Source organism: Microvirga sp. M2 (assembly GCF_047497095.1).
Lineage (GTDB): Bacteria > Pseudomonadota > Alphaproteobacteria > Rhizobiales > Beijerinckiaceae > Microvirga.
Genome location: NZ_CP134063.1, coordinates 3482762 through 3501851, shown reverse-complemented (window position 1 = coordinate 3501851; position 19090 = coordinate 3482762). Strand labels below are relative to the sequence as shown.

The window sequence follows — 19090 nt, the reverse complement described above, 5'->3', positions numbered from 1 at the left end:
AGGCCGATATCGTCAAGGGGCGTTCGTAACGGCGCCGAAAACCGCATTGCGGGTGAATGCGCGACCGCCACTCATTTGCGACGCGACATCTTCGCGACGTCGCGCCTTAGGATGCCGACGACTTCGAGATGGGGCGAGTACTTGAACTGATCGACCGGGATCACGCGTTCCAGGCGATAGCCGCTGCCCATCAGGATGGCGGCATCGCGCGCGAAGGTGGCGGCATCGCAGGAGACGCTCACGACGAGCGGCACTTTCGAAGCGGCAAGCTGCTTGGCCTGCGCCTCCGCGCCGGCCCGCGGCGGATCGAGCACCACCGCATCGAATGCATTGAGTTCGGGCAGGAGAAGCGGACGGCGGAAGAGATCGCGCGTTTCGGTGGTGATGCGGCGCAGGCCCGGCGTCGCGCGAAAGGCCTTGTCGAGAGCCGTCATCGAGCCCTGATCGAACTCGACCGCATGAACCTCCAATCGTTCCGCAAGCCGAATGGCGAAGGGCCCGGAGCCCGAAAACAGATCTGCGACGCGCTTGGCGCGCTCGCAGGCCTGCGTCACGAGGCGGGCAAGCGTTTCTTCTCCCAGGCGCGTGGCCTGCAGGAAGGACCCTGCGGGCGGAACGACGGATGCGCGTCCCATCGCGATCGCAGGCGGGCGGCGCTCCACGATCACGTCGCCATGAATCGACAGGCGCGAGAGATCGAGTCGCGCCGCGAGATCGATCAGGCCCAGGCGGTCCGCGTCCTTCAAGGGCCCGTGCCCGCGCACGTCGACATCGAAACCCGTCTGCGTGTTGGTGATCTGGATGTCGAGGGGCTTGCGCGCGGACTTCAGATGCTCGCCGACGGCGCGTGCGATGACGGGCGCGTGCTCTTTCAGTGCGGGTTCGGCGATGGGGCAGAAGGCGATCTCGACGATCTGGTGGCTGCGGGCCGCCATGTAGCCCACATGCATGGCGCGATCCGGAAAGCGCACATGCAGCGTCACGCGGCGGCGTCCCTCCCCATGGGCGTCGATCAGAGGGTCGATGGGAGCCTCGATCCGCGCCTGGCGCAGGGTGTGGGCGAGAGTCTCCTGTTTCCAGGCCTGATAGAAGCCGTGCTTCATATGCTGCGTCGCGCAGCCGCCGCATTCATCGTAATAGGGACAGAACGGCGTCTCGCGCTCGGGCGACGGCACATCGACGCCGATCAGGTCCGCGCGCGGGCCGTTGCGCTCGATGGTAACGGTCTCTCCCGGCAATGCCTTCGGCACGAAGACCGGACCGGACGCGGTTTCCGCGATACCGTCTGCTTTCGCGCCGAGGCGCTTGATGACGACCTGATCAGCCACGGTGGGCTCCCAATAAGAATTCGCGGTTGCCGTCTCCGCCCTCGATGGGCGAGGGGACGATCCCGTCGATTGCAAAGCCGAGCGAGGCGATGAAGGCGGCGATGTCGTCGCACACCGCGCCGTGTACGGCCTCGTCCCGCACGATTCCCTTTTTGACGTGCTTGCGGCCCGCCTCGAATTGCGGCTTCACGAGAACCGCCATTGACGCGCGCGGCTTCAGCAGGGCGACAGCGGCCGGCAGCACGAGCTTCAGGGAGATGAAACTCACATCCGAGACGAGAAGATCGGCAGGCTCGGGGATGATGTCTGCGGTGAGAGAGCGCGCATCCGTGCCTTCGAGGTTGGTGACGCGCGGGTCATTCGCCACCTTCGGGTGAAGCTGCGCGTGCCCGACATCGACCGCATAGACATGGGCGGCATCGCGCATCAGCAGCACTTCCGTGAAGCCGCCCGTCGAGGCGCCGATATCAAGGCAGATGCGGTTCTTCGGATCGATCCCGAAGGCGTCGAGAGCCGCCGCCAGCTTCACGCCGCCGCGTGAGACGTAAGGATGCGGCTGTGCGGCGGTGATGAGCGCATCCTCCGTCACCGCATCCGAGGGCTTCTTCACCACGGCGCCGTTCACGGTGACGAGCCCGGCGGCGATCGCTTCCTGCGCTCGCGCGCGGCTCATGAAGAAGCCGCGCTCGACGAGCACCACATCGGCACGTTTGCGGGTCATGGCGGATCAGGCTCGCGCTTGGCGAGCTTCGTCCGTGCCGAGCGCTTCGAAGACCTTTGTGACGATCCCTGCGGCGTCGAGGCCGGCCTTGGCGTACATGCGCTCGGGCTTGTCGTGGTCCTGGTAGAGGTCGGGCAGCACCATGGTGCGGACCTTCAGGCGGCCGCGATCGAGCGCGCCGTGCTCGGCGAGCAGCTGCAGCACGAAAGCCCCGAAGCCGCCCATCGAGCCCTCCTCCACGGTGACCAGCACCTCGTGCCGGCGGGCCAGCTCGAGGATCAGCGCCGTGTCGAGCGGCTTGGCAAAGCGGGCATCGGCCACGCTCGTCGAGAGCCCGCGCGCCTCGAGCTCCTCGGCCGCCTTCAGGGCCTCGGCCAGCCGGGTGCCGAGCGACAGCAGGGCGATGCGGCTGCCCTGGCGCACCAGGCGGCCCTTGCCGATTTCCAGCGGCACGCCCTCGTCCGGCAGATCGACCCCGACGCCCTCGCCGCGCGGATAGCGGAACGCGATCGGGCCGGCATCATGGGCCGCGGCCGTGGCCACCATGTGCACCAGCTCGGCCTCGTCGTCGGCGGCCGCCATCACCACCAGGTTGGGCAGGCAGCCGAGATAGGCGAGGTCGAACGCCCCGGCATGGGTCGGCCCGTCCGCCCCGACCAGCCCGGCCCGGTCGAGCGCGAAGCGCACCGGCAGGTTCTGGAGCGCGACATCGTGCACGACCTGGTCATAGGCCCGCTGCAGGAAGGTCGAGTAGATCGCGCAGAACGGCTTGTAGCCCTCGGTCGCCAGGCCGGCCGCAAAGGTCACCGCATGCTGCTCGGCGATGCCGACATCGAAGGTCCGGGCCGGGAACTCCTTGCCGAACAGATCGAGCCCGGTGCCGGACGGCATCGCGGCCGTGATCGCGACGATCCTGTCGTCCCGGCGCGCTTGGGCGATCAGGCTCTCGCCGAACACCTTGGTGTAGGCCGGCGCATTGGCCTTGGCCTTGGTCTGCGCCCCGGTCACCACGTCGAAGGTGGCCACCCCGTGATACTTGTCGGCGGCGGCTTCGGCCGGGGCATAGCCCTTGCCCTTCTGGGTCACCACATGGACCAGGATCGGCCCGGTCTCGGCATCGCGCACGTTCTTCAGGATCGGCAGCAGGTGATCGAGGTTGTGGCCGTCGATCGGGCCGACATAGTAGAAGCCGAGCTCCTCGAACAGGGTGCCGCCGGTCCAGAAGCCGCGGGCGAACTCCTCGGCGCGCTGCGCCTTCTCGTAGAGGAATTTCGGCAGCTTCTGGGCGAGCTGCTTGGCGGTCTCGCGGATGCCGCGATAGGTGCCGCCCGAGACCAGGCGGGCAAGATAGGACGACATCGCGCCGGTGGGCGGGGCGATCGACATGTCGTTGTCGTTGAGGATCACGATCAGGCGCGAATGCAAGGCGCCGGCATTGTTCATCGCCTCATAGGCCATGCCGGCCGACATGGCGCCGTCGCCGATCACCGCGATCACGTTGTTGGTCCCGCCCGCGAGGTCGCGCGCCACGGCCATGCCGAGGCCGGCCGAGATCGAGGTCGAGGTGTGGGCCGCCCCGAAGGGATCGTACTCGCTCTCGGCCCGCTTGGTGAAGCCGGACAGCCCGCCGGGCTGGCGCAGGGTGCGGATCCGGGCGCGGCGGCCGGTGAGAATCTTGTGGGGATAGGCCTGATGGCCGACATCCCAGACCAGGCGGTCGCGCGGGGTGTCGAACACGTAGTGCAGCGCGACCGTGAGCTCGACCACGCCGAGCCCGGCCCCGAGATGCCCGCCGGTCACCGACACCGCGCCGATCGTCTCCGCCCGCAACTCGTCCGCAACCTGCCGCAGCTGCCCTTCCGAGAGTTGACGAAGATCCTCAGGCGTCACGATCGTGTCGAGAAGAGGTGTATGCGTTGCGCTCACGTAGTCACCAGAATCCAGGATGTCCTTCGCCGGGAGCCCAAGCTTGGCAGCGCCGTAAAGGTTGAAAGCAAAGAAGCCAGATGGTAGACGGCCAGAAACAATATCCCAAGTCCCATGTCGGGAAGAGGATGCCGCTTCCGATGTTCTCCGTCTCGTCCCGACTGACATATGCTGCTCTCTGGCTGCGAAAGCAACATGCGGGTCGGGATTGGTCCCATTCCGTCAGCGTGGCGGCTTTCCTCGTTTTCGTGGTGGCGACCTTCTTCGTCCGGGGGCATGCTCTTCCCGTCGGCACGATCGTTCTGATGGCCATCCTGGCCTTGTTCAGCGGAGCCGGTGCAGCCGCGTTCAGGCAGAGCGCCTCGCTGGTTCCCTTCGGTGTTTTCTTCAGCGCGTGGGTTGCGCTCGGGGGCATCATCGGCGGACCGGGATACAACATATCCGATTTCTTCAATCTCGTGCTCCTGGGGGCGTTCTTCCTGTCCATGGCCCAGGTCTCGCGCGCCTTGAGCACGAGGCAGATTCTGTCCGTCGTCGCCATTGCCGGCGGGGCAAGCGCATGCGCGGCGCTCCTGCTGCACATTGTCTCAGCCGACGACCTCTTCGACCGCTTGGTTCCCATCGGACGAGGACGCAATCCCATTCCCGGCGCCGGCGGCCTCGCCGTCGCCCTGATCGCCTTCGTGGCATTATGGCTCGACCGCCCGCCCATGCGCAGGGTTACGTCACTGCACTTCGTCCTGATCCTCGCGCTGCTGACGACTCTGGCCTGGACCCAAAGCCGCGCCCCGATCATCGCCCTCGCATTGGCCTTGCCGCTGGCGCTCTGGCTCAGCAGGCGCGGGGGGACGGCCGCCGTGCTTCTTGCCTGTGGCGGCGTCTGGCTCGTGGTCACCGGCCTCGGCCTTTTTGAGCCGATGATCAAGGCCGCGATCTGCGACAGCGACGCCGATTGGTGCCGTCCGTCGTTCCGGAGCGAAATCTGGGGCTGGGTGCGCGAGCAGATCGCTCTTCACCCCATGCTCGGGACCGGCCCGAGCTTTCGGTTCGATAAGACCTGGATGAGCCACCCTCATAACGGTCTTTTCGGGGTCGCCATGTATTACGGTCTCGTGGCCCTCCTGGCATTCTGGGCGATGATCGGGTTCTACGCCAGGCAGCTGACCCGGCAGGAGGACCGTTCGCTGCGCTTCTTCGGCCTGGCCTCGCTCCTCTTCTCGTTCGGCTATATGGGAACGGATCTGTCGAATCCGTTCGCCTTCTTCAATATGCATTACCTCTTTCTCTGGTTGCCGTTTTTTCTGGTTCTGGGCTCGAACCAGGCGACGACCCGGAGGGAAGGGGGCGCCCCTTTACCCGGCACCGGTGAGCTCCGACAGATCTGACGGCACTCCATGGCAAGGCATCATTCGACACTTCACCGCAAGTTCGACGTCAAACCGATCGCCTTCCGGGTGATGAAGGGGGTGACCGGCCCTTATCCGGTGCTTCGAAAAGCCGTGTCCTTCTTCCCGGATTTCGGCTGGCCCGATGCGGCGAGGGTCGATCTCCAGGAGGACAGCGTCCGCTCCTTCAATCTCCTCAAGGAGCGCTACAGCCGCCAACGGGCCTTCGTCCGCTCTCATGATGTCGACGTCGTGAATGCGCATTGCCGGTTCCCGGATCCGGACACGGCCCATCGGGTGATCGCCTTCGTGGCGGATGTCCTGGTCCCGGGCCATACGCTGACCCCGGTCGATTCCGCCACCGGGAAACAGCTCGCCTTCGATACGACCGCCGACAGCAACTGGCACTTCGCCTATCCCGCCCCGGCGGCCTTCAGCACGCGGCATGTGGAGGGCGCCGTTGTCGCGATTCCGCCCTACAAGCATTACGGTCACCTGCTCACCGACGTGCTGATGCCTCTGGCCTACGCCCTTCACCGCGAGGTCCTCGCTCCCGGCGAGGCGCTCACCATCGTCACGGCCCGAACGGTCAACCCGATGGTGCAGAGCTTCATCGAAGGCTTGAGAGGGATCGGGGTGCCCGTCAGCCATGTGAAGCTCGCTCCGTGGGAGCGCGTCCATGCCAGGCGATACCTCTATGCGCGCAGCCATTGCTGCAATCTCGAGCGGGTGTTCGCGACGCCCGAAGCGTTGGGGTATGCCCGCTCCGTCTTCGATGCGGCCTATGCGGACCGCCCGCGTCCGGAGGCCGCGCCCCGGATCTATCTCACCCGCGGCCAGACGCGACTGCGCCAGGTGACGGGGGAGGCCGAACTGATCGAAGGCCTGCGGGCTCGAGGGTTCAGGATCGTCGAGGCGTCCTGGTCGAACCATCACGAGCAGATCTACTGGTTCGGGGAGGCGCAAACCGTCATGGCCGTCCACGGGGCGGGTCTCGCCAACATTCTCTGGGCCCGCCGCCAGCCTCTGCTGATCGAACTGATGGCCCAGAATGCCCGCAAAAGCACCGGCCTCCATTGGGCCGCCGAGGCGGGAGCGGATTACGAGCCGGTCGTCGGGGAACCGGAGGGCCCGAAGCAGGCCTTCAGCATCGACCCCGCAGCCGTCCTGCGGGAGGTCGATGCCATTCTCGAACGGCGTCCGATGCGCTAGAGCATCGGACCCAAAAGTGGAATCCACTTTTGGGATCGAATCCGATGCTCACTCCTGCAGGGGCGCATCGTTCTGGCGAAAAACCGGATCCACTTTTTCGCACGATGCGCTAGGCGTCGACGTCCAGGGGCGCCGCGCCGGAGGCGGCCCCGTCGGGTCCGATGGTGATCTTCTCGATCCGGGCCTCGGCCTTCTTCAGAAGCTGCTCGCAATGCTTCTTGAGGGCTTCTCCGCGCTCGTAGATGGCGATGGAATCCTCCAGCGGCACGTCGCCACGTTCGAGACGCCGCACGATCTCCTCCAGTTCGGCCAGGGCCTTTTCGAAGGGGAGGGTCTTGATGGAAGTGGTGTCGGTCATGCAGCTATCCGTCAAAAATCGTTGTCGTTCCGCCATCTCACGAGATTGCGGCATTGCTCGGCCGTCGGACGAGGAACCTCTGATAAACGAGGCCGATCCCGATGAGAACAAGCCCGAGGCCAATAAATGACAAGGCCCGCATCACGCCTTCCAGATGGGACAGGTCGACGATGAACACCTTCAGGACGGCCAGCACAAGATAGACCGCCGAGGCGATGCGTGCAAAGCGGTTGCCGCGAAGGATCCCAGAGCCGAGGAGCGCGACGCCGATGAGGAGCAGCGCCACGGAATAGCTCCATTGTTCGCCCTGAGTATGGCCCCTCCAGCCGGCAAGCTCCGGGCCCATGAAAATCCGCCTGATGGCCAGCCCGACATAGGCGCTCAGCAGAACGAGGCTCAGGATCGCGGTGGCCAGGGCATGGATCCAGGGTCTGGCGCGCCGCTCGGTCAAGGCCAGCGCTCCGGCCAGGATCGCGGGCAGGAGATAGGCGAGGATCAGGCTGTTGAAGACGGTTCCGCCCGACACCGCATGCCCCGAGATGAGCGGATTTTCGACCAGAAGAAGCCCGATGGCGGAGAGCCCGAACGACGCCGCCTTGAAGATCAGGGACCCCCATCGATAGACCGGGTCGGGGCGCCGGACGCTCATCCGCGTGAGCAGGATCGCGAAGGCGAGGCTCTCGGTCGCCACGAGGCCGGCCTCCAGCAGGCTGAAATCGGCCGCCAGCGGGTCGCCTGCATGGAGGACATGGCGGATCTCGAAGAAGACCAGGAAGGCCGCGAAGACGATGGCGAGGCTCTCGGCGAGCTGGACGACCCGGTCGCGGCCGCTCCGCTCCAGCAGGCGTCCCGCCAGCCAGAACGAGACGGCCGGAACCCCGTAGCCCCAGAGAAGCCAGTTCACGATCACCGGGCCCGGATCGCCGCCGACGATGGTGGGATCCCAGATCAGCCGCCCCAGCACGATGAGGCCGATGGCACCCACCGCATAGCGCAAGGCCGGGATCGCGATGCGCTCCGCGACCCAGGCCGTTCCGAGGGCCGATAGCGCGAAGGCGACGGTCAGCATGCCTTTCTCGAGCGCGAAGGTCAGGCCGAGCGCCACGGCGCCGAGAGCAGCCGACGCGGTGGACCCCAATCCGAGGCGGATGGCCGCATCCTCGTCGGTTGCCCCGCGCCGCATGAGCCATTGGGCGGCAAGCACGAAGACGAGGCCCAGAATGCCGGCCACGAGAGCGAAGGAGAGGCTGCGTTCGAACGCGGTCACCCGCCAATAGGCGGCGACCAGGACAAGAAGCGGACCAGGGCCCGCCGCCGCCGCATACCAGGCGGCGACCGGCAGGCGCAGGCCCCGGGACCGCGCCAGCCGCCACAGGCTCGCCCCGGCGATCGCCGATGGCAGGAGTGCGGCCAGGAGGAGATAGATATCGAGGGCATACGGGCGGACGGCGAAGACATCCCCGCTCTGATAGAACAGGTTCTCCGGGGCATTCCCAAGCTCGCCCGCAAGGGGCCAGACCACCAGCGCCCCGGCCGCCAGAACGGCGCTGCTCGCGGCCGCCGTCGAGACATTGGCGATGCGGATGCCTGCGGCCAGGAGAACGAGCGCCAGGGCGCTCACGAAGACGGGCCGCCCGTCTCCCGCCCCGATGGTGCCCGTCACGAGGATACCGGCCATGGCGAAGGCCAGCAGGACCACGCCGGCGGCTCTGTCGGTCAGCGCCTCGTCGTCCGGCACGTGGCGATAGGGATCGACGGCGAGGAAGAAGGCGGCAAGGCCCGCCTGGAGCACCAGGTGCACCATGGCCGGAAGGCCGTTCGCCTCGCCGATGAAGAAGATGGGCGTGGTCCACAGGAGCGCGCCGGTTGCGGCCGCAAGCGCCAGCCAGCGCCAGAGCCGGAGCCGCGCGACGCCATAGGCGGGCAGGACCACGAAGGCGAGATAGACTACGAGCGCCCAGGGCTGCGGTTCGTCCGAGGAGACAAGGAGCGGGCTTCCCATGGCGCCGAGCAGGCCCAGGGCGGCCAGGGTCGGTCCATGGAGCGTCGAGGCTACCATGGCGAGAACTGCGATGAGACCGAGCGTCACGAAGGTGGTGCCGGGGCCGATGAGGCCGTAGAGCGCATAGGCCGCATAGGCCGAAGCGAAGGCCGTGCAGATGCCCGCCGCCGTGAGGATGCTCGGCACGTTGGCGCTCGACAATCCAGGCAGGTCGAAGCCGCTTTCGCGGCGGCGCATCCATTCGCCGGTCCCGACGAGAGCGAGGGCGAAGAGAATGCCGAGCACGATGCGGGTCCGGGGATCGAGCAGGTTCTGCTCGATGGAATAGCGGACGAGGAAGATGCCACCGAGGGCGAGGGCCACGCCCCCGACCCACACGGCCCAGCGGGAGCCGAGCGTTTCCTCCAGGTCCTGGCGGGGCGGGGCCGGCCGGGCCGCGGCGGCGGAGATCGGCGGAACGGAGGCCGGCCTGACCTCCTCGGCCTCGGGCGGGGCGGCCGGCATCGGCTGGGCCGGGACCGGTTCCGCAGGAATGGCGGGTCCTTGCCCGAGAACGGCATCGGATGTCCCGCGCGGCGCCCGGAGCTCCGCCTCGACCCGGTCGAGGCGGAGCAGAAGGCCGCGCAGCTCCCGCCGCGACCGGTGCGCCAGGACCACGGCGATGACGGCTGTCACAGGAGCGCCGATCCCGATGAGAACAGCCAGAAGAATGGCAAAGCCGATCAACGCGTCGTCCACGAAAGCCCCTCCGGATTCAGCCTCGGGGCAGCCCTCGTCCGGATGGAATCGCTCTAGCCCCTGTTAATCTGTAACATGAAGGGGGCTCCCTCCATAGCCTCCGCTCCCCGGCCGATGGCCCGGATAGCCTCCACCATGCGGCCGCGGCGTTCGAGGAGTTCGTCGGCAAGAGCCACGAAACGCGCATTGGGCGTGGCCGACGGGGCGGCTGCCCTTAAGGCAAGGGCAAGCTCGCCCTCGTGCCGCTCGGGCGCGAGAGCGCAGGCGGCGATATAGGCCGCCGCAGTCGAGCGGCTGATTCCCGCCCAGCAATGGAAGAGCAGGGGGGCGTCCCGGTCCCAGGCGCGAACGAAGGCGAGAAGCCTCTCCATGTGCTCGGGTCCGGCCAGGACATGCCCGTCCATCGGCGCGACGATGTCGCTGACACCGATCACGAGATGACGGTCCGGCGCGATGATGTCCGGCCGCTCCACGCTCGCGCCCTTGCCCAGGAGGCTCACCAGATGGCTCGGGCCGATGGAGGCGACCGTCTCCTTCAGCCTGGAGAGGGGACAGACATGGAGCGTCGGCATGGCGTCACACCAGAACCGCGAGAACGCGCTCGCGGAACCGTTCCTCCGCCTCGGCCACGGGCCAGGGGTCGAGAAGCGCCTGAACGTTGCGGGGCATCGGCTCGGGGCGTCCGAAGAACCTGATCGCTTCCTCGCGCCCGAAGCCCGCGAGATGGGTCGCTTCGAGATAGGCGGCCTGCCGGTCAGCCCGCTTGATGAAGCGTTTCAGGGCGGCGCTCGGGGCCGCGGGCAATCCGAAATGCAGGTGGATCGCGCCGAGCAGTCCCGCCTCGATGGCCTTGTAGGCGTCGCCGATCACGGCCTTGAACGGCGAGATGATGTCGCCGATCACGTATTCCGGCGCATCGTGCAGGAGCACCGCAAGGCGCGTCGCCCGCGGCATGTCCGGAGCGAGATGACCGGCGATGGCCTCGACGAGAAGGCTGTGCTGCGCCACGGAGAAGATGTGCCCGCCGATGGTCTGGCCGTTCCAGCGCGCGACGCGGGCGAGACCGTGCGCGATGTCGTCGAGCTCCACGTCGAGAGGCGAGGGATCGAGCAGGTTGAGGCGGCGGCCGGAGAGCATCCGCTGCCAGACGCGAGGTTCCTTCGCCATTCAGAGCGTCTCGGCGAGTGCTGCGCATTCCGCGTGGCGATAGCAGCCGACGAGGTGATCGTTCGCCATGCCGACCGCCTGCATGAAGGCATAGACGATGGTGGGGCCGACGAAGTTGAAGCCTTCCGCCTTCAGGGCTTTGGAGATGCGCCGCGAGACGTCCGTTTCCGCCTGGACGTGGCTGCGGCTGATCAGGTTGTTCTGAATCGGGCGCCCGTCGATGAAATCCCAGAGAAAGGCGGAGAAGCCCTTCCGCTCCTGAATGCCGAGCCATGCGCGCGCGCCCGCGATCGTCGCCTCGATCTTGGCGCGGTTGCGCACGATGCCCTTGTCGAGCATGAGCGTTTCCACATGCGACCGGTCGAACCGCGCGATCACGGCAGGATCGAAGCCCGCGAAAGCCTTCCTGAAATTCTCGCGCTTGCGCAGGATCGTGATCCAGGAGAGGCCCGCCTGGAAGCCGTCCAGAATGAGCTTCTCGAAGAGGGCCCGGTCGTCGAACTCGGGCACGCCCCATTCGGTGTCGTGATAGGCGACATAGAAGGGATCCGTGCCGGGCCACCAGCAGCGGTGCTTGTCGTCGGGGTGAAGGATCAGTCCATCGGTCATGGGAAAGGTGTAGCGGGCCTCGATGCAAACGGGAAGATCCGATAGCGCATCGTGCGGACCCAGCGGGCCGCGCGAGCGAAAAGTGGACCCGGTTTTCACGAACGTGGCCCTTCGGGTCGTTGACGCGTCCCTCCGGGCCCGCTCCGAACGATGCGCCATTTAAGGAGTGGAGCATCGGGGCGCGACCAGTCGAAAATCCTGATCCCATGGATCACGGCGGCGCCTTTCCTCCGGTGGCGCGGACGGAAACGCCGCCCCATGCGCAATCTCTCTGCGGGATGCGAGCGTGATCCGCATGGGGTACGGCCATTGCCCAACAGGTCCGCGATCCCGAACCGGCTATAATCCCTGCGCGGGGGCATGGCAGACACTCAGATTTCTGGAGGGGATGACATGGCACGAGTTTTCGGCACCAGCCGCGGCGATCTGATTTCTCCGACGGAACATTCCAGGGGCGTATCGGGCACCCCGTCCGCAACCGACCGGAACGCCATCTTCGGCGGCAATGGCGACGATACCATCAGCGGCGGCCGCGGGCACGACGAGATCCATGCGGGCAATGGCGATGATATCGTGTCGGGCAGCTATCTCGCCATCGGAGACTCCGATTGGCTCTTCGGCGACAACGGCAATGATCGTCTGTTCGGCAGTTCCGGCAGCGATAGGCTGTTCGGCGGCAACGGAAACGACACGCTCGTCGGCGGCGACATCGAATACGACAACGGCAACGACTTCCTCAGCGGCGGGAACGGCAATGACGTCCTCGACGGATCGAAGGGCTGCGATACCCTTTTCGGCGGCCGGGGCGAGGACACTTTCCGCTTCTGGGTCGGCGTCACCGGCCCTACCAATGTCTCCACGAGTGCTCCCGGCGAGGGCAGGCGGGACGTGATCCTCGACTTCGAGGACAGGAAGGATGTGATCGATCTCTCGAACTATCAGAACTTCCTCAGTCCCTTCCTCACACCGGGCGCTCCGAAGTTTCTCGGCACCGCTCAGTTCGACGACAGCACGGGCCTGCAGGTCCGCTACGATCATATCGGCGGGCACACGATCGTGCAGTTCCGCAGTGCTTCCGACCCGACCTGGAACCCGCCGATCATGGGTGAGATCGATCTCGTCGGCTTCCACCGTCTCACCGCCCACAACTTCATCCTGGTCTAGAGCATCGGACGTGAAAAGTGGGAACCGGTTTTGCGTGGAAAGATGCTCGAGCAAGGAGAGCATCGGACGTGAAAAGTGGGAACCGGTTTTGCGTGGAAAGATGCTCAGAAAACCACAGACTGACAGCATCGGATGTAGGCCCGATGTCACGTCCGATGCCGTAGAGCATCGCAGACCCGGCGGGCCGGGTCCCGGTCGGCGATGAGGCTCCGTTCCCGTCGTGGTCTTTCACCGCCATGGCCGCACTCGATGCGGCCGCCCACGCCTTCACGAACCGCGCCGGAATAAGGTCGTGGAGGGATGCTCAGGAGCTGGTCCGCAGGGTGCGGAGCTTGTCGGCCAGCTCAGTCCAGCGATAGGGTTTGCTGATGAAGGAGACGCCCTCCTCGAACCCTTCCGACGGCAGAGCCGACATGGGATAGCCGGAGGCGAGCAGAACCTTGATGCCGGGCCTGAGCTCGCGAGCCTTGCGGGACAATTCGAAGCCGTTCATGCCGTTGGGCATGACCACATCGCTGAACAGCACGTCGATGGGCACGTCCCGTTCGAGCACCTCGACGGCCTGTGTCGAATCGCAGGCGGTCAGCACGTCGTATCCGAGGCTGTCGAAGATCTCCGTGGCCACATCCAGCACGGCGGGTTCGTCCTCGACGATCAGCACGGTCCCGGCGGTGTCGCGGGTGGGCCTGATCGTCTCCGCAAAATCCTCTTCGCCCGGATCACCCTGTCCGTCGCCATGGGACGGAAGCAGCATGGCGACGGCGGTGCCGCGGCCCGGTTCGCTCTCGAGTTCGATATACCCGCCCGACTGGGTGATGAAGCCATAGACCTGGCTCAGGCCGAGGCCCGTGCCTTTGCCGATTTCCTTCGTGGTGAAGAAGGGCTCGAACACCCGCGAGGCGACTTCGTGCGTCATGCCGCAGCCGGTGTCCCGGACCGTCAGGCGGACATAGGGACCGGGCGGGATGTTCTTGGCGGCCGCCCTCGGCCCGTCGAGGGCGGTGTCGTCGAGTGAGATCGTCAGGTCGCCTCCCTCCGGCATGGCGTCGCGGGCATTGACGACGAGGTTGAGAAGGGCGGCCTCGAACTGAGCCCCGTCCACGCTGATCGTGCTGATGCGGGAGGGAAGGGAAAGCCTCAGTTTCACCATCTCGCCGCAGGCCCGGCGCAGGACCGCCTCGAAGCCGACGATCAGCGCGTTCGGATCGTGCAGCGCCGGCTGGAGAGGCTGACGGCGCGAGAAGGCCAGAAGCTGCTGGGTCAGCTTCGCGCCCCGCTCGGCCGCACGCTGCGCGCTTTCGATGAGGCGGGTCTCCCGGGCGCCGGTCACGTTGCGGGTCAACAGGTCCAGGTTGTTGACGATGATCGTCAGGAGATTGTTGAAGTCGTGCGCGATGCCTCCCGTCAGCTGCCCGACGGTTTCCATCTTCTGCGACTGGAACAACGCCGCCTGAGCCTGGGCCAGCGCCTCCTGCGCGTCGCGGCGCTCGGTGATGTCGCGGGTGATCTTGGCGAAGCCGATCAGCGTTCCGAAGTTGTTGTAGATCGGGTCGATGAGGACGTTGGCCCAGAAGCGGGTCCCGTCCTTGCGCACGCGCCAGCCTTCGGCCTCGAACTTGCCCTCGCGGGCAGCCGTTTCGAGGGCGCGCTGCGGCAGGTTCGTGGCCCGATCCTCGTCCGTGTAGAAGCGGGAGAAATGCTGGCCGCGAATCTCGTCTTCGGTGTAGCCCTTGATGCGCTCCGCTCCGGGATTCCAGTTCGAGACGTGGCCCTCGGGATCGAGCATGTAGATGGCGTAATCCGTAACGCCCTGCACCAGCAGACGGAAGCGCTCTTCGCTCTCCTTCAGGGCGTTTTCGACCTTGCGGCGCTCGGTGAGGTCGCGGGTGATCTTGGCGTAGCCCAGGAGGTTGCGATTGCGGTCCCAGATCGGGTCGATGACCACATGCGCCCAGAAGCGGGTCCCGTCCTTGCGCACGCGCCAGCCTTCGGCCTCGAACTTGCCCTCGCGGGCAGCCGTCTCGAGGGCGCGCTGCGGCAGGTTCGTGGCCCGATCCTCGTCCGTGTAGAAGCGGGAGAAGTGCTCTCCGAGGATTTCGCTTTCGATATAACCTTTAAAGCGCTGCGCCCCGGAGTTCCAACTTGCGATGATCCCGTTCGGATCGAGCATATAGATGGCGTAATCCGTGACGGCATCGACAAGAAGCTGAAATCGTTCCTTGTCCCGCGCCGTCTCGTGCGCTTTTACAGCAATCATCGAGAAACCCTTGGAAAAGGCGCCTCCGCGCATGACTTCCGGCGCGTGAGAGATCCGTTCGCGGCTAACGCAGTTTCGATTGATCCGGTTCCTTGGAATGGACTCCTAAGCCGGTCCGACCACCGACGAAGTAACATCTTCCCCTGGGTAGGGAAAGTTCACCCAGTGCGGTTTTTCGAGACGGACGGGAATTCCTCCCGCCAGGATGGGGTGCCCGGCCGCCAGGGCGTCGGCGGCGCGGTCGAGGCGGATCATCAGGAGGCCTCGTCCCTCGACCCCCGTTCCGGTCTTGCCGAGCGCCTTGTCGCCGGCCGTCACCTCGACACCTGTTTCGGCCGCGAAGCCGCCCTCGTAGACGGCGGGTACGAGGCGGGTCCGGGCCGTTCCCCGGTGCTGCATGCGGGAGACGACCTCCTGCCCCACATAGCAGCCCTTGTCGAAATCGACGCCGTGCAACTGATCCATCAGCGCCTCATGGGGAAAGGCGTCCCCGAACAGGAAGTCGCGCCCGCCCTCGGGCACGCCGAGCCCGATTCGGTGGGCGTGGTAGGCCGTGGCCGGGGCCTTGTCGAACTCGCCCGCGTCCTGCGCGGCCACGACGGCGCGCCAGCCGAGTTCGGGCACGCGGGGATCCTGCGCCACGAGGCCGACCTCGTCGTCGGGCTTGCTTTCGTCCCATCCCGCCACGACCGCCATGGTCTCCGACATGTCCTCGACCGTGACCTTGGCCCGCAGCTTGTAGAAGCGCAGACGCTTGGCGAGATCGGGGGCGAAGACCTTGAAGGTGTCGAGATAATAGCCCCCGCCGATCTCGTCGGGCGCCTGAAAGACGATGAAATCGAACAGGATCTTGCCCTGGGGCGTCAGCAGGGCGCCGAGACGCGGGGCCTCCGGCGAGACCCGGTCGAGGTCGCAGGTGACGAGGCCGTCCAGAAAACTCTTGGCGTCCTCGCCCGAAACCCTTACCACGCCCCGGTCGGCTAAATGGACTGACGGCATGTCCCGCTCCAGTTGCTCTTCACGACAGGCGTGACATATGCCCCCTTTGCTCCAGCCTCAAGGGATGAGATTGCCATGCCCCAAACCTTCGACCTGATCCTCAAAGGCGGCATCGTCGTCAATCAGGACGGGCGCGTCGAGCGCGACGTCGGCGTCCGGGCGGGGAGAATCGCGGCCATCGGCGATCTCTCGCAGGCCTCCGCGGGCCGGGAGATCGATTGCCGCGGCCTGCACATCCTGCCCGGCGTCATCGACACGCAGGTGCATTTCCGCGAGCCCGGCCTCGATCACAAGGAGGATCTCGAATCGGGCTCGCGCGCGGCCGTCATGGGCGGCGTCACGGCGGTTTTCGAGATGCCGAATACCGATCCGCAGACCACCACGCCGGAGGCGCTCGCCGACAAGATCCGGCGCGGCCGACACCGCATGCATTGCGATTTCGCCTTCTGGGTCGGCGGCACCCACGAGAACGCGAAGGACGTCGCGGAGCTGGAGCGCCTGCCGGGCGCCGCCGGCATCAAGGTCTTCATGGGTTCCTCGACGGGTTCGCTGCTGGTGGAGGACGACGAGGGCATCGCGAACATCCTGCGCAACACCCGGCGCCGCGCCGCCTTCCATTCCGAGGACGAGGCGATGCTGCGCGCCCGCAAAGGCCTGCGCGTCGAGAACGATCCGCGCTCCCACCCGGTCTGGCGCTCGGCGGAAGTGGCGCTCGCCTGCACGCAGCGCCTCGTGCGTATCTCGCGGGAGACCGGCGCGCGCATCCACGTGCTCCACGTCACCACGGCGGAGGAGATGGCGCTGTTGAAGGATTACAAGGATCTCGTCTCCGTCGAGGTCACGCCGCACCATCTGACCCTGGCGGGGCCCGAGGATTACGAGCGCCTCGGCACCTATATCCAGATGAACCCGCCCGTGCGCGACGAGCATCATCGCGCCGCGATCTGGCAGGGGCTCGACGAGGGCATCGCGGATATTCTCGGCTCCGATCACGCGCCGCATACGCGCGAGGAGAAGGACAAGGCCTATCCCAACACACCTTCCGGCATGACCGGCGTGCAGACGCTCGTGCCGATCATGCTCGATCACGTGAACGCGAGCAGGCTCACCCTTGAGCGCTTCGTCGACATGACGAGCGCGGGGCCCAAGCGCCTCTTCGGCATCGCCCGCAAAGGCCGCATCGCGGTGGGCTACGACGCGGATTTCACCGTGGTCGACCTGAAGCGCACCGAGACCATCACCAACGACTGGATCGCCTCGAAGTCCCAGTGGACCCCCTACGACGGCAGGCGGGTCACCGGCTGGCCCATCGGCACCGTCGTGCGCGGCCACGTGGTGATGTGGGACGGCGGCCTCGACACGCCGTCGCAGGGCGAAACGGTGCAGTTCGAGGAGACGGTGGGCGCGGCGCGCTAGAGCAGCGTGCGAAGAAGTGGGAGCCGGTTCTTCGCGGCAAGCGATGCGCTGTACTAGCGTCTGATCAATGCGATGCTCCAGGTCGCGCCGCCGGCCTCAGAGAGCGCTGCCGTTGGCGGGATAGCCGAAAGGCTGCAGCACGTCCCGCGTGGCGTTCGTGAAGGACTGCATCACGGCGCCGGCGAACGGATTGTCGGCGAGGATCGTGCGGAACAGTCCGTCGGAATCGTGACGCACCATGCCGATCATGGATTCGAGATGCGCGTAGGTCGTCGTCCTGTGCTCCAGGGGCGGCACGTCCATGGCGAGCACGATCCGTGAGATCAGGTGCGTGAGGCCCTGCACATAGGCCATCTGCCGGTCGTGCTCCTCGGCCGTCATGCGCGCGGCGGAGAGCCCCAGGCGCCTGCGCAGGAAACGTTCGACGAGAGCGCCTCTGCGGCCTCTCGCCGGGCAGACCGCGATGCGCAGTCCCGCGATCCCGTCGCGGCCGCTCTGCGGGCCGAACAGGGGATGCGTTCCGACGATCTCGGCATCGGCGGGAAGCTCCTCCTGCAGAATCGCGAGCGGCCTCACCTTCACGGAGCAGACATCGATCACGAGGGCTCCGGGCTTCACGTGCGGCGCGACGGCGCGTGCGACGGGCCGCAGATGACGGAACGGCACGGCCAGAAGCACGATGTCCTGCCCGGCGGCGCTCGCGAGGTCTGCGGCGGCGACGCCATGCCGCTCGCAGACGAGATCGAGATCGGGCCTCGGATCGAAGACGCGGATCTCGAAGAAGCGCCGCAGATGCGGGATGCAGAATTCTCCGAAGGCGCCGGCGCCGATGAGGGCGAGGCGGGGCCTGTCGGGCGGGAAGGGAGTAGGGCGGCTCATCCTATGGTCCTCGGTGGTGTTCGGGACCGCCGCGAGGACGCCATCTGGAAATGAAAACGCCGCCACGCGGCGGCATCATCTCGACAGTAACAATCGACCCGTGCCGCTCCTATGAGGACGGCGGATAATACGAAAAAGCGATGTGGCGGGTCGAGGTCATGCGCGCATCATGGCGAGTTTCGGCGCCAGGTCAAGCCCGTCATCGACCCTTCCTCGCATCGGCGCCGGAGCGGCGGCGCTTCGCTCCGGCCGGGGACTCGCGCGTTTGCGGCGCAGCGCTTCGCAAGACGTGGATGGCCGCGACACGCGCGGCCATGACGAGAGGTGGGCATAACGGAAGCCGCCAACCGGACGCGGGCCGTCGTAATGCGCCGTGGCCGGGGCGCTCTCGGGGATGGCCAAGCCGAGCGCTGACCTTGCGCCTTCCAGTCTCACGCAAGGGGAAAGCGCGCCCCTCGCGGCGTCCGGAGTTCTTAATGCTTGAGCGATCCCATCATCGAGAACGCGCCGCTGCGGATCTTGTCCGCGAGCGTCGAAGCATATTCCGCGACGGCGTCCTCGCCGTAGGTCGCGACGAGTTCGCTGAAGGCCGCGAACAGGGCCGCCTGGGCCATGCAGTCGGCGTCGAGCCCGTCGAACTCGGCCTCGGCGAAGGCTTCGGTCACATAGCTCAGGGCCGCCTGCTTGATGGCGCTGAGTTCAGGCAGTTCGGTGAGAGGGACGTCGTTATCGTTCATGAATCCATGCCCCTTGAGGGGCGGCGCGGGGGGTCGGTTGATTCGACCTTAGGACATCGCGCCGTCCCACAGCCAGCATCTCCTTGCGAAGAGGTTAATGCGAGAGGACCCTACTCGAAAAATGTGGATAATACCCTTGGCGGGGAACGGGCTTATCGCCGCACTCTCCGATTGGAGGGGAGCCCTCGGAGG

At 66.4% G+C, this 19090-nt stretch carries 16 protein-coding genes; 4 read left to right on the top strand and 12 right to left on the bottom strand.

Annotation, left to right across the window (positions count from 1 at the left end; genetic code table 11):
• Window positions 1–71: 71 nt before the first annotated feature.
• Genes RE429_RS16640 through dxs form a run of 3 tightly spaced genes read right to left on the bottom strand, consistent with a single transcriptional unit; the run spans window position 72 to window position 3975 of the window.
• Window positions 72–1328 (bottom strand): class I SAM-dependent RNA methyltransferase, encoded by a 1257-nt coding sequence (locus tag RE429_RS16640; RefSeq protein WP_414471824.1) that lies wholly within the window; start codon window positions 1326–1328, stop codon window positions 72–74.
• A complete protein-coding gene (locus tag RE429_RS16635; RefSeq protein WP_414471823.1) occupies window positions 1321–2049 on the bottom strand; it encodes a TlyA family RNA methyltransferase in 729 nt (242 codons plus the stop codon). The genes RE429_RS16640 and RE429_RS16635 overlap by 8 nt, the downstream gene beginning before the upstream one ends.
• 6 nt (window positions 2050–2055) lie before the next feature.
• Window positions 2056–3975: a 1-deoxy-D-xylulose-5-phosphate synthase gene (gene dxs / locus RE429_RS16630; RefSeq protein WP_414471822.1), complete on the bottom strand. Its 1920-nt coding sequence runs from the start codon at window positions 3973–3975 to the stop codon at window positions 2056–2058.
• Window positions 3976–4115: 140 nt separating this feature from the next.
• On the opposite strand from dxs, the gene RE429_RS16625 reads away from it, so the two are divergent.
• Complete coding sequence (locus RE429_RS16625; protein WP_414471821.1) at window positions 4116–5360, top strand: O-antigen ligase family protein; 1245 nt, start codon at window positions 4116–4118, stop codon at window positions 5358–5360.
• Between the two features lie 9 nt (window positions 5361–5369).
• The gene (locus tag RE429_RS16620) at window positions 5370–6572 is read left to right on the top strand and encodes a glycosyltransferase family 61 protein (protein WP_414471820.1); all 1203 of its coding nucleotides are present in this window, start codon (window positions 5370–5372) and stop codon (window positions 6570–6572) included.
• 109 nt (window positions 6573–6681) lie between these two features.
• Here the strand turns inward: RE429_RS16620 and RE429_RS16615 are convergent, their stop codons facing one another.
• Genes RE429_RS16615 through RE429_RS16595 form a run of 5 tightly spaced genes read right to left on the bottom strand, consistent with a single transcriptional unit; the run spans window position 6682 to window position 11446 of the window.
• The gene (locus RE429_RS16615; protein ID WP_414471819.1) at window positions 6682–6930 is read right to left on the bottom strand and encodes an exodeoxyribonuclease VII small subunit; all 249 of its coding nucleotides are present in this window, start codon (window positions 6928–6930) and stop codon (window positions 6682–6684) included.
• Window positions 6931–6967: 37 nt separating this feature from the next.
• Window positions 6968–9670 carry a DUF2339 domain-containing protein gene (locus RE429_RS16610; RefSeq protein WP_414471818.1) on the bottom strand — a complete coding sequence of 901 codons (2703 nt, stop codon included), beginning with the start codon at window positions 9668–9670 and terminating at the stop codon, window positions 6968–6970.
• A 53-nt stretch (window positions 9671–9723) separates the two neighbouring features.
• Window positions 9724–10242, bottom strand: coding sequence for a tyrosine phosphatase family protein (locus RE429_RS16605; RefSeq protein ID WP_414471817.1), 519 nt, complete (start codon window positions 10240–10242; stop codon window positions 9724–9726).
• A gap of 4 nt (window positions 10243–10246) precedes the next feature.
• On the bottom strand, window positions 10247–10837 hold the full coding sequence (locus RE429_RS16600) for an HD domain-containing protein (protein WP_414471816.1): 591 nt from the start codon (window positions 10835–10837) through the stop codon (window positions 10247–10249).
• Window positions 10838–11446 (bottom strand): DNA-3-methyladenine glycosylase I, encoded by a 609-nt coding sequence (locus RE429_RS16595; RefSeq protein WP_414474227.1) that lies wholly within the window; start codon window positions 11444–11446, stop codon window positions 10838–10840. It abuts the gene before it with no gap.
• Between the two features lie 393 nt (window positions 11447–11839).
• On the opposite strand from RE429_RS16595, the gene RE429_RS16590 reads away from it, so the two are divergent.
• Window positions 11840–12610, top strand: a complete 771-nt coding sequence (locus tag RE429_RS16590; RefSeq protein WP_414471815.1) for a calcium-binding protein — start codon at window positions 11840–11842, stop codon at window positions 12608–12610.
• Window positions 12611–12914: 304 nt separating this feature from the next.
• Here RE429_RS16590 and RE429_RS16585 read toward each other — a convergent pair whose 3' ends face one another.
• Together RE429_RS16585 and RE429_RS16580 are read right to left on the bottom strand one after the other, a co-directional pair.
• Entirely contained in the window at window positions 12915–14867 is a 1953-nt protein-coding gene (locus RE429_RS16585; RefSeq protein WP_414471814.1) for a PAS domain S-box protein, read from the bottom strand.
• Window positions 14868–14972: 105 nt separating this feature from the next.
• Complete coding sequence (locus tag RE429_RS16580) at window positions 14973–15866, bottom strand: YgfZ/GcvT domain-containing protein (RefSeq protein ID WP_414471813.1); 894 nt, start codon at window positions 15864–15866, stop codon at window positions 14973–14975.
• Window positions 15867–15941: 75 nt separating this feature from the next.
• Here RE429_RS16580 and RE429_RS16575 point away from each other — a divergent pair, with 75 nt between their 5' ends.
• On the top strand, window positions 15942–17282 hold the full coding sequence (locus tag RE429_RS16575; RefSeq protein ID WP_414471812.1) for a dihydroorotase: 1341 nt from the start codon (window positions 15942–15944) through the stop codon (window positions 17280–17282).
• Window positions 17283–17378: 96 nt separating this feature from the next.
• On the opposite strand, the gene RE429_RS16570 is transcribed toward RE429_RS16575, so the two are convergent.
• Window positions 17379–18161: a prephenate dehydrogenase/arogenate dehydrogenase family protein gene (locus RE429_RS16570; protein WP_414471811.1), complete on the bottom strand. Its 783-nt coding sequence runs from the start codon at window positions 18159–18161 to the stop codon at window positions 17379–17381.
• A 473-nt stretch (window positions 18162–18634) separates the two neighbouring features.
• Window positions 18635–18898 carry a hypothetical protein gene (locus RE429_RS16565; RefSeq protein ID WP_414471810.1) on the bottom strand — a complete coding sequence of 88 codons (264 nt, stop codon included), beginning with the start codon at window positions 18896–18898 and terminating at the stop codon, window positions 18635–18637.
• Window positions 18899–19090: the final 192 nt, after the last annotated feature.

What these genes read in the sequence shown, in the direction of transcription:
- RE429_RS16565 (WP_414471810.1), bottom strand. Translation starts at nt 18,898, where the DNA reads ATGAACGATAACGACGTCCCTCTCACCGAACTGCCTGAACTCAGCGCC.
- RE429_RS16620 (WP_414471820.1), top strand. Translation starts at nt 5,370, where the DNA reads ATGGCAAGGCATCATTCGACACTTCACCGCAAGTTCGACGTCAAACCG.
- RE429_RS16590 (WP_414471815.1), top strand. Translation starts at nt 11,840, where the DNA reads ATGGCACGAGTTTTCGGCACCAGCCGCGGCGATCTGATTTCTCCGACG.
- RE429_RS16615 (WP_414471819.1), bottom strand. Translation starts at nt 6,930, where the DNA reads ATGACCGACACCACTTCCATCAAGACCCTCCCCTTCGAAAAGGCCCTG.
- RE429_RS16600 (WP_414471816.1), bottom strand. Translation starts at nt 10,837, where the DNA reads ATGGCGAAGGAACCTCGCGTCTGGCAGCGGATGCTCTCCGGCCGCCGC.
- RE429_RS16635 (WP_414471823.1), bottom strand. Translation starts at nt 2,049, where the DNA reads ATGACCCGCAAACGTGCCGATGTGGTGCTCGTCGAGCGCGGCTTCTTC.
- RE429_RS16580 (WP_414471813.1), bottom strand. Translation starts at nt 15,866, where the DNA reads ATGCCGTCAGTCCATTTAGCCGACCGGGGCGTGGTAAGGGTTTCGGGC.
- RE429_RS16605 (WP_414471817.1), bottom strand. Translation starts at nt 10,242, where the DNA reads ATGCCGACGCTCCATGTCTGTCCCCTCTCCAGGCTGAAGGAGACGGTC.
- RE429_RS16585 (WP_414471814.1), bottom strand. Translation starts at nt 14,867, where the DNA reads ATGATTGCTGTAAAAGCGCACGAGACGGCGCGGGACAAGGAACGATTT.
- RE429_RS16625 (WP_414471821.1), top strand. Translation starts at nt 4,116, where the DNA reads ATGTTCTCCGTCTCGTCCCGACTGACATATGCTGCTCTCTGGCTGCGA.
- RE429_RS16575 (WP_414471812.1), top strand. Translation starts at nt 15,942, where the DNA reads ATGCCCCAAACCTTCGACCTGATCCTCAAAGGCGGCATCGTCGTCAAT.
- RE429_RS16595 (WP_414474227.1), bottom strand. Translation starts at nt 11,446, where the DNA reads ATGACCGATGGACTGATCCTTCACCCCGACGACAAGCACCGCTGCTGG.
- RE429_RS16570 (WP_414471811.1), bottom strand. Translation starts at nt 18,161, where the DNA reads ATGAGCCGCCCTACTCCCTTCCCGCCCGACAGGCCCCGCCTCGCCCTC.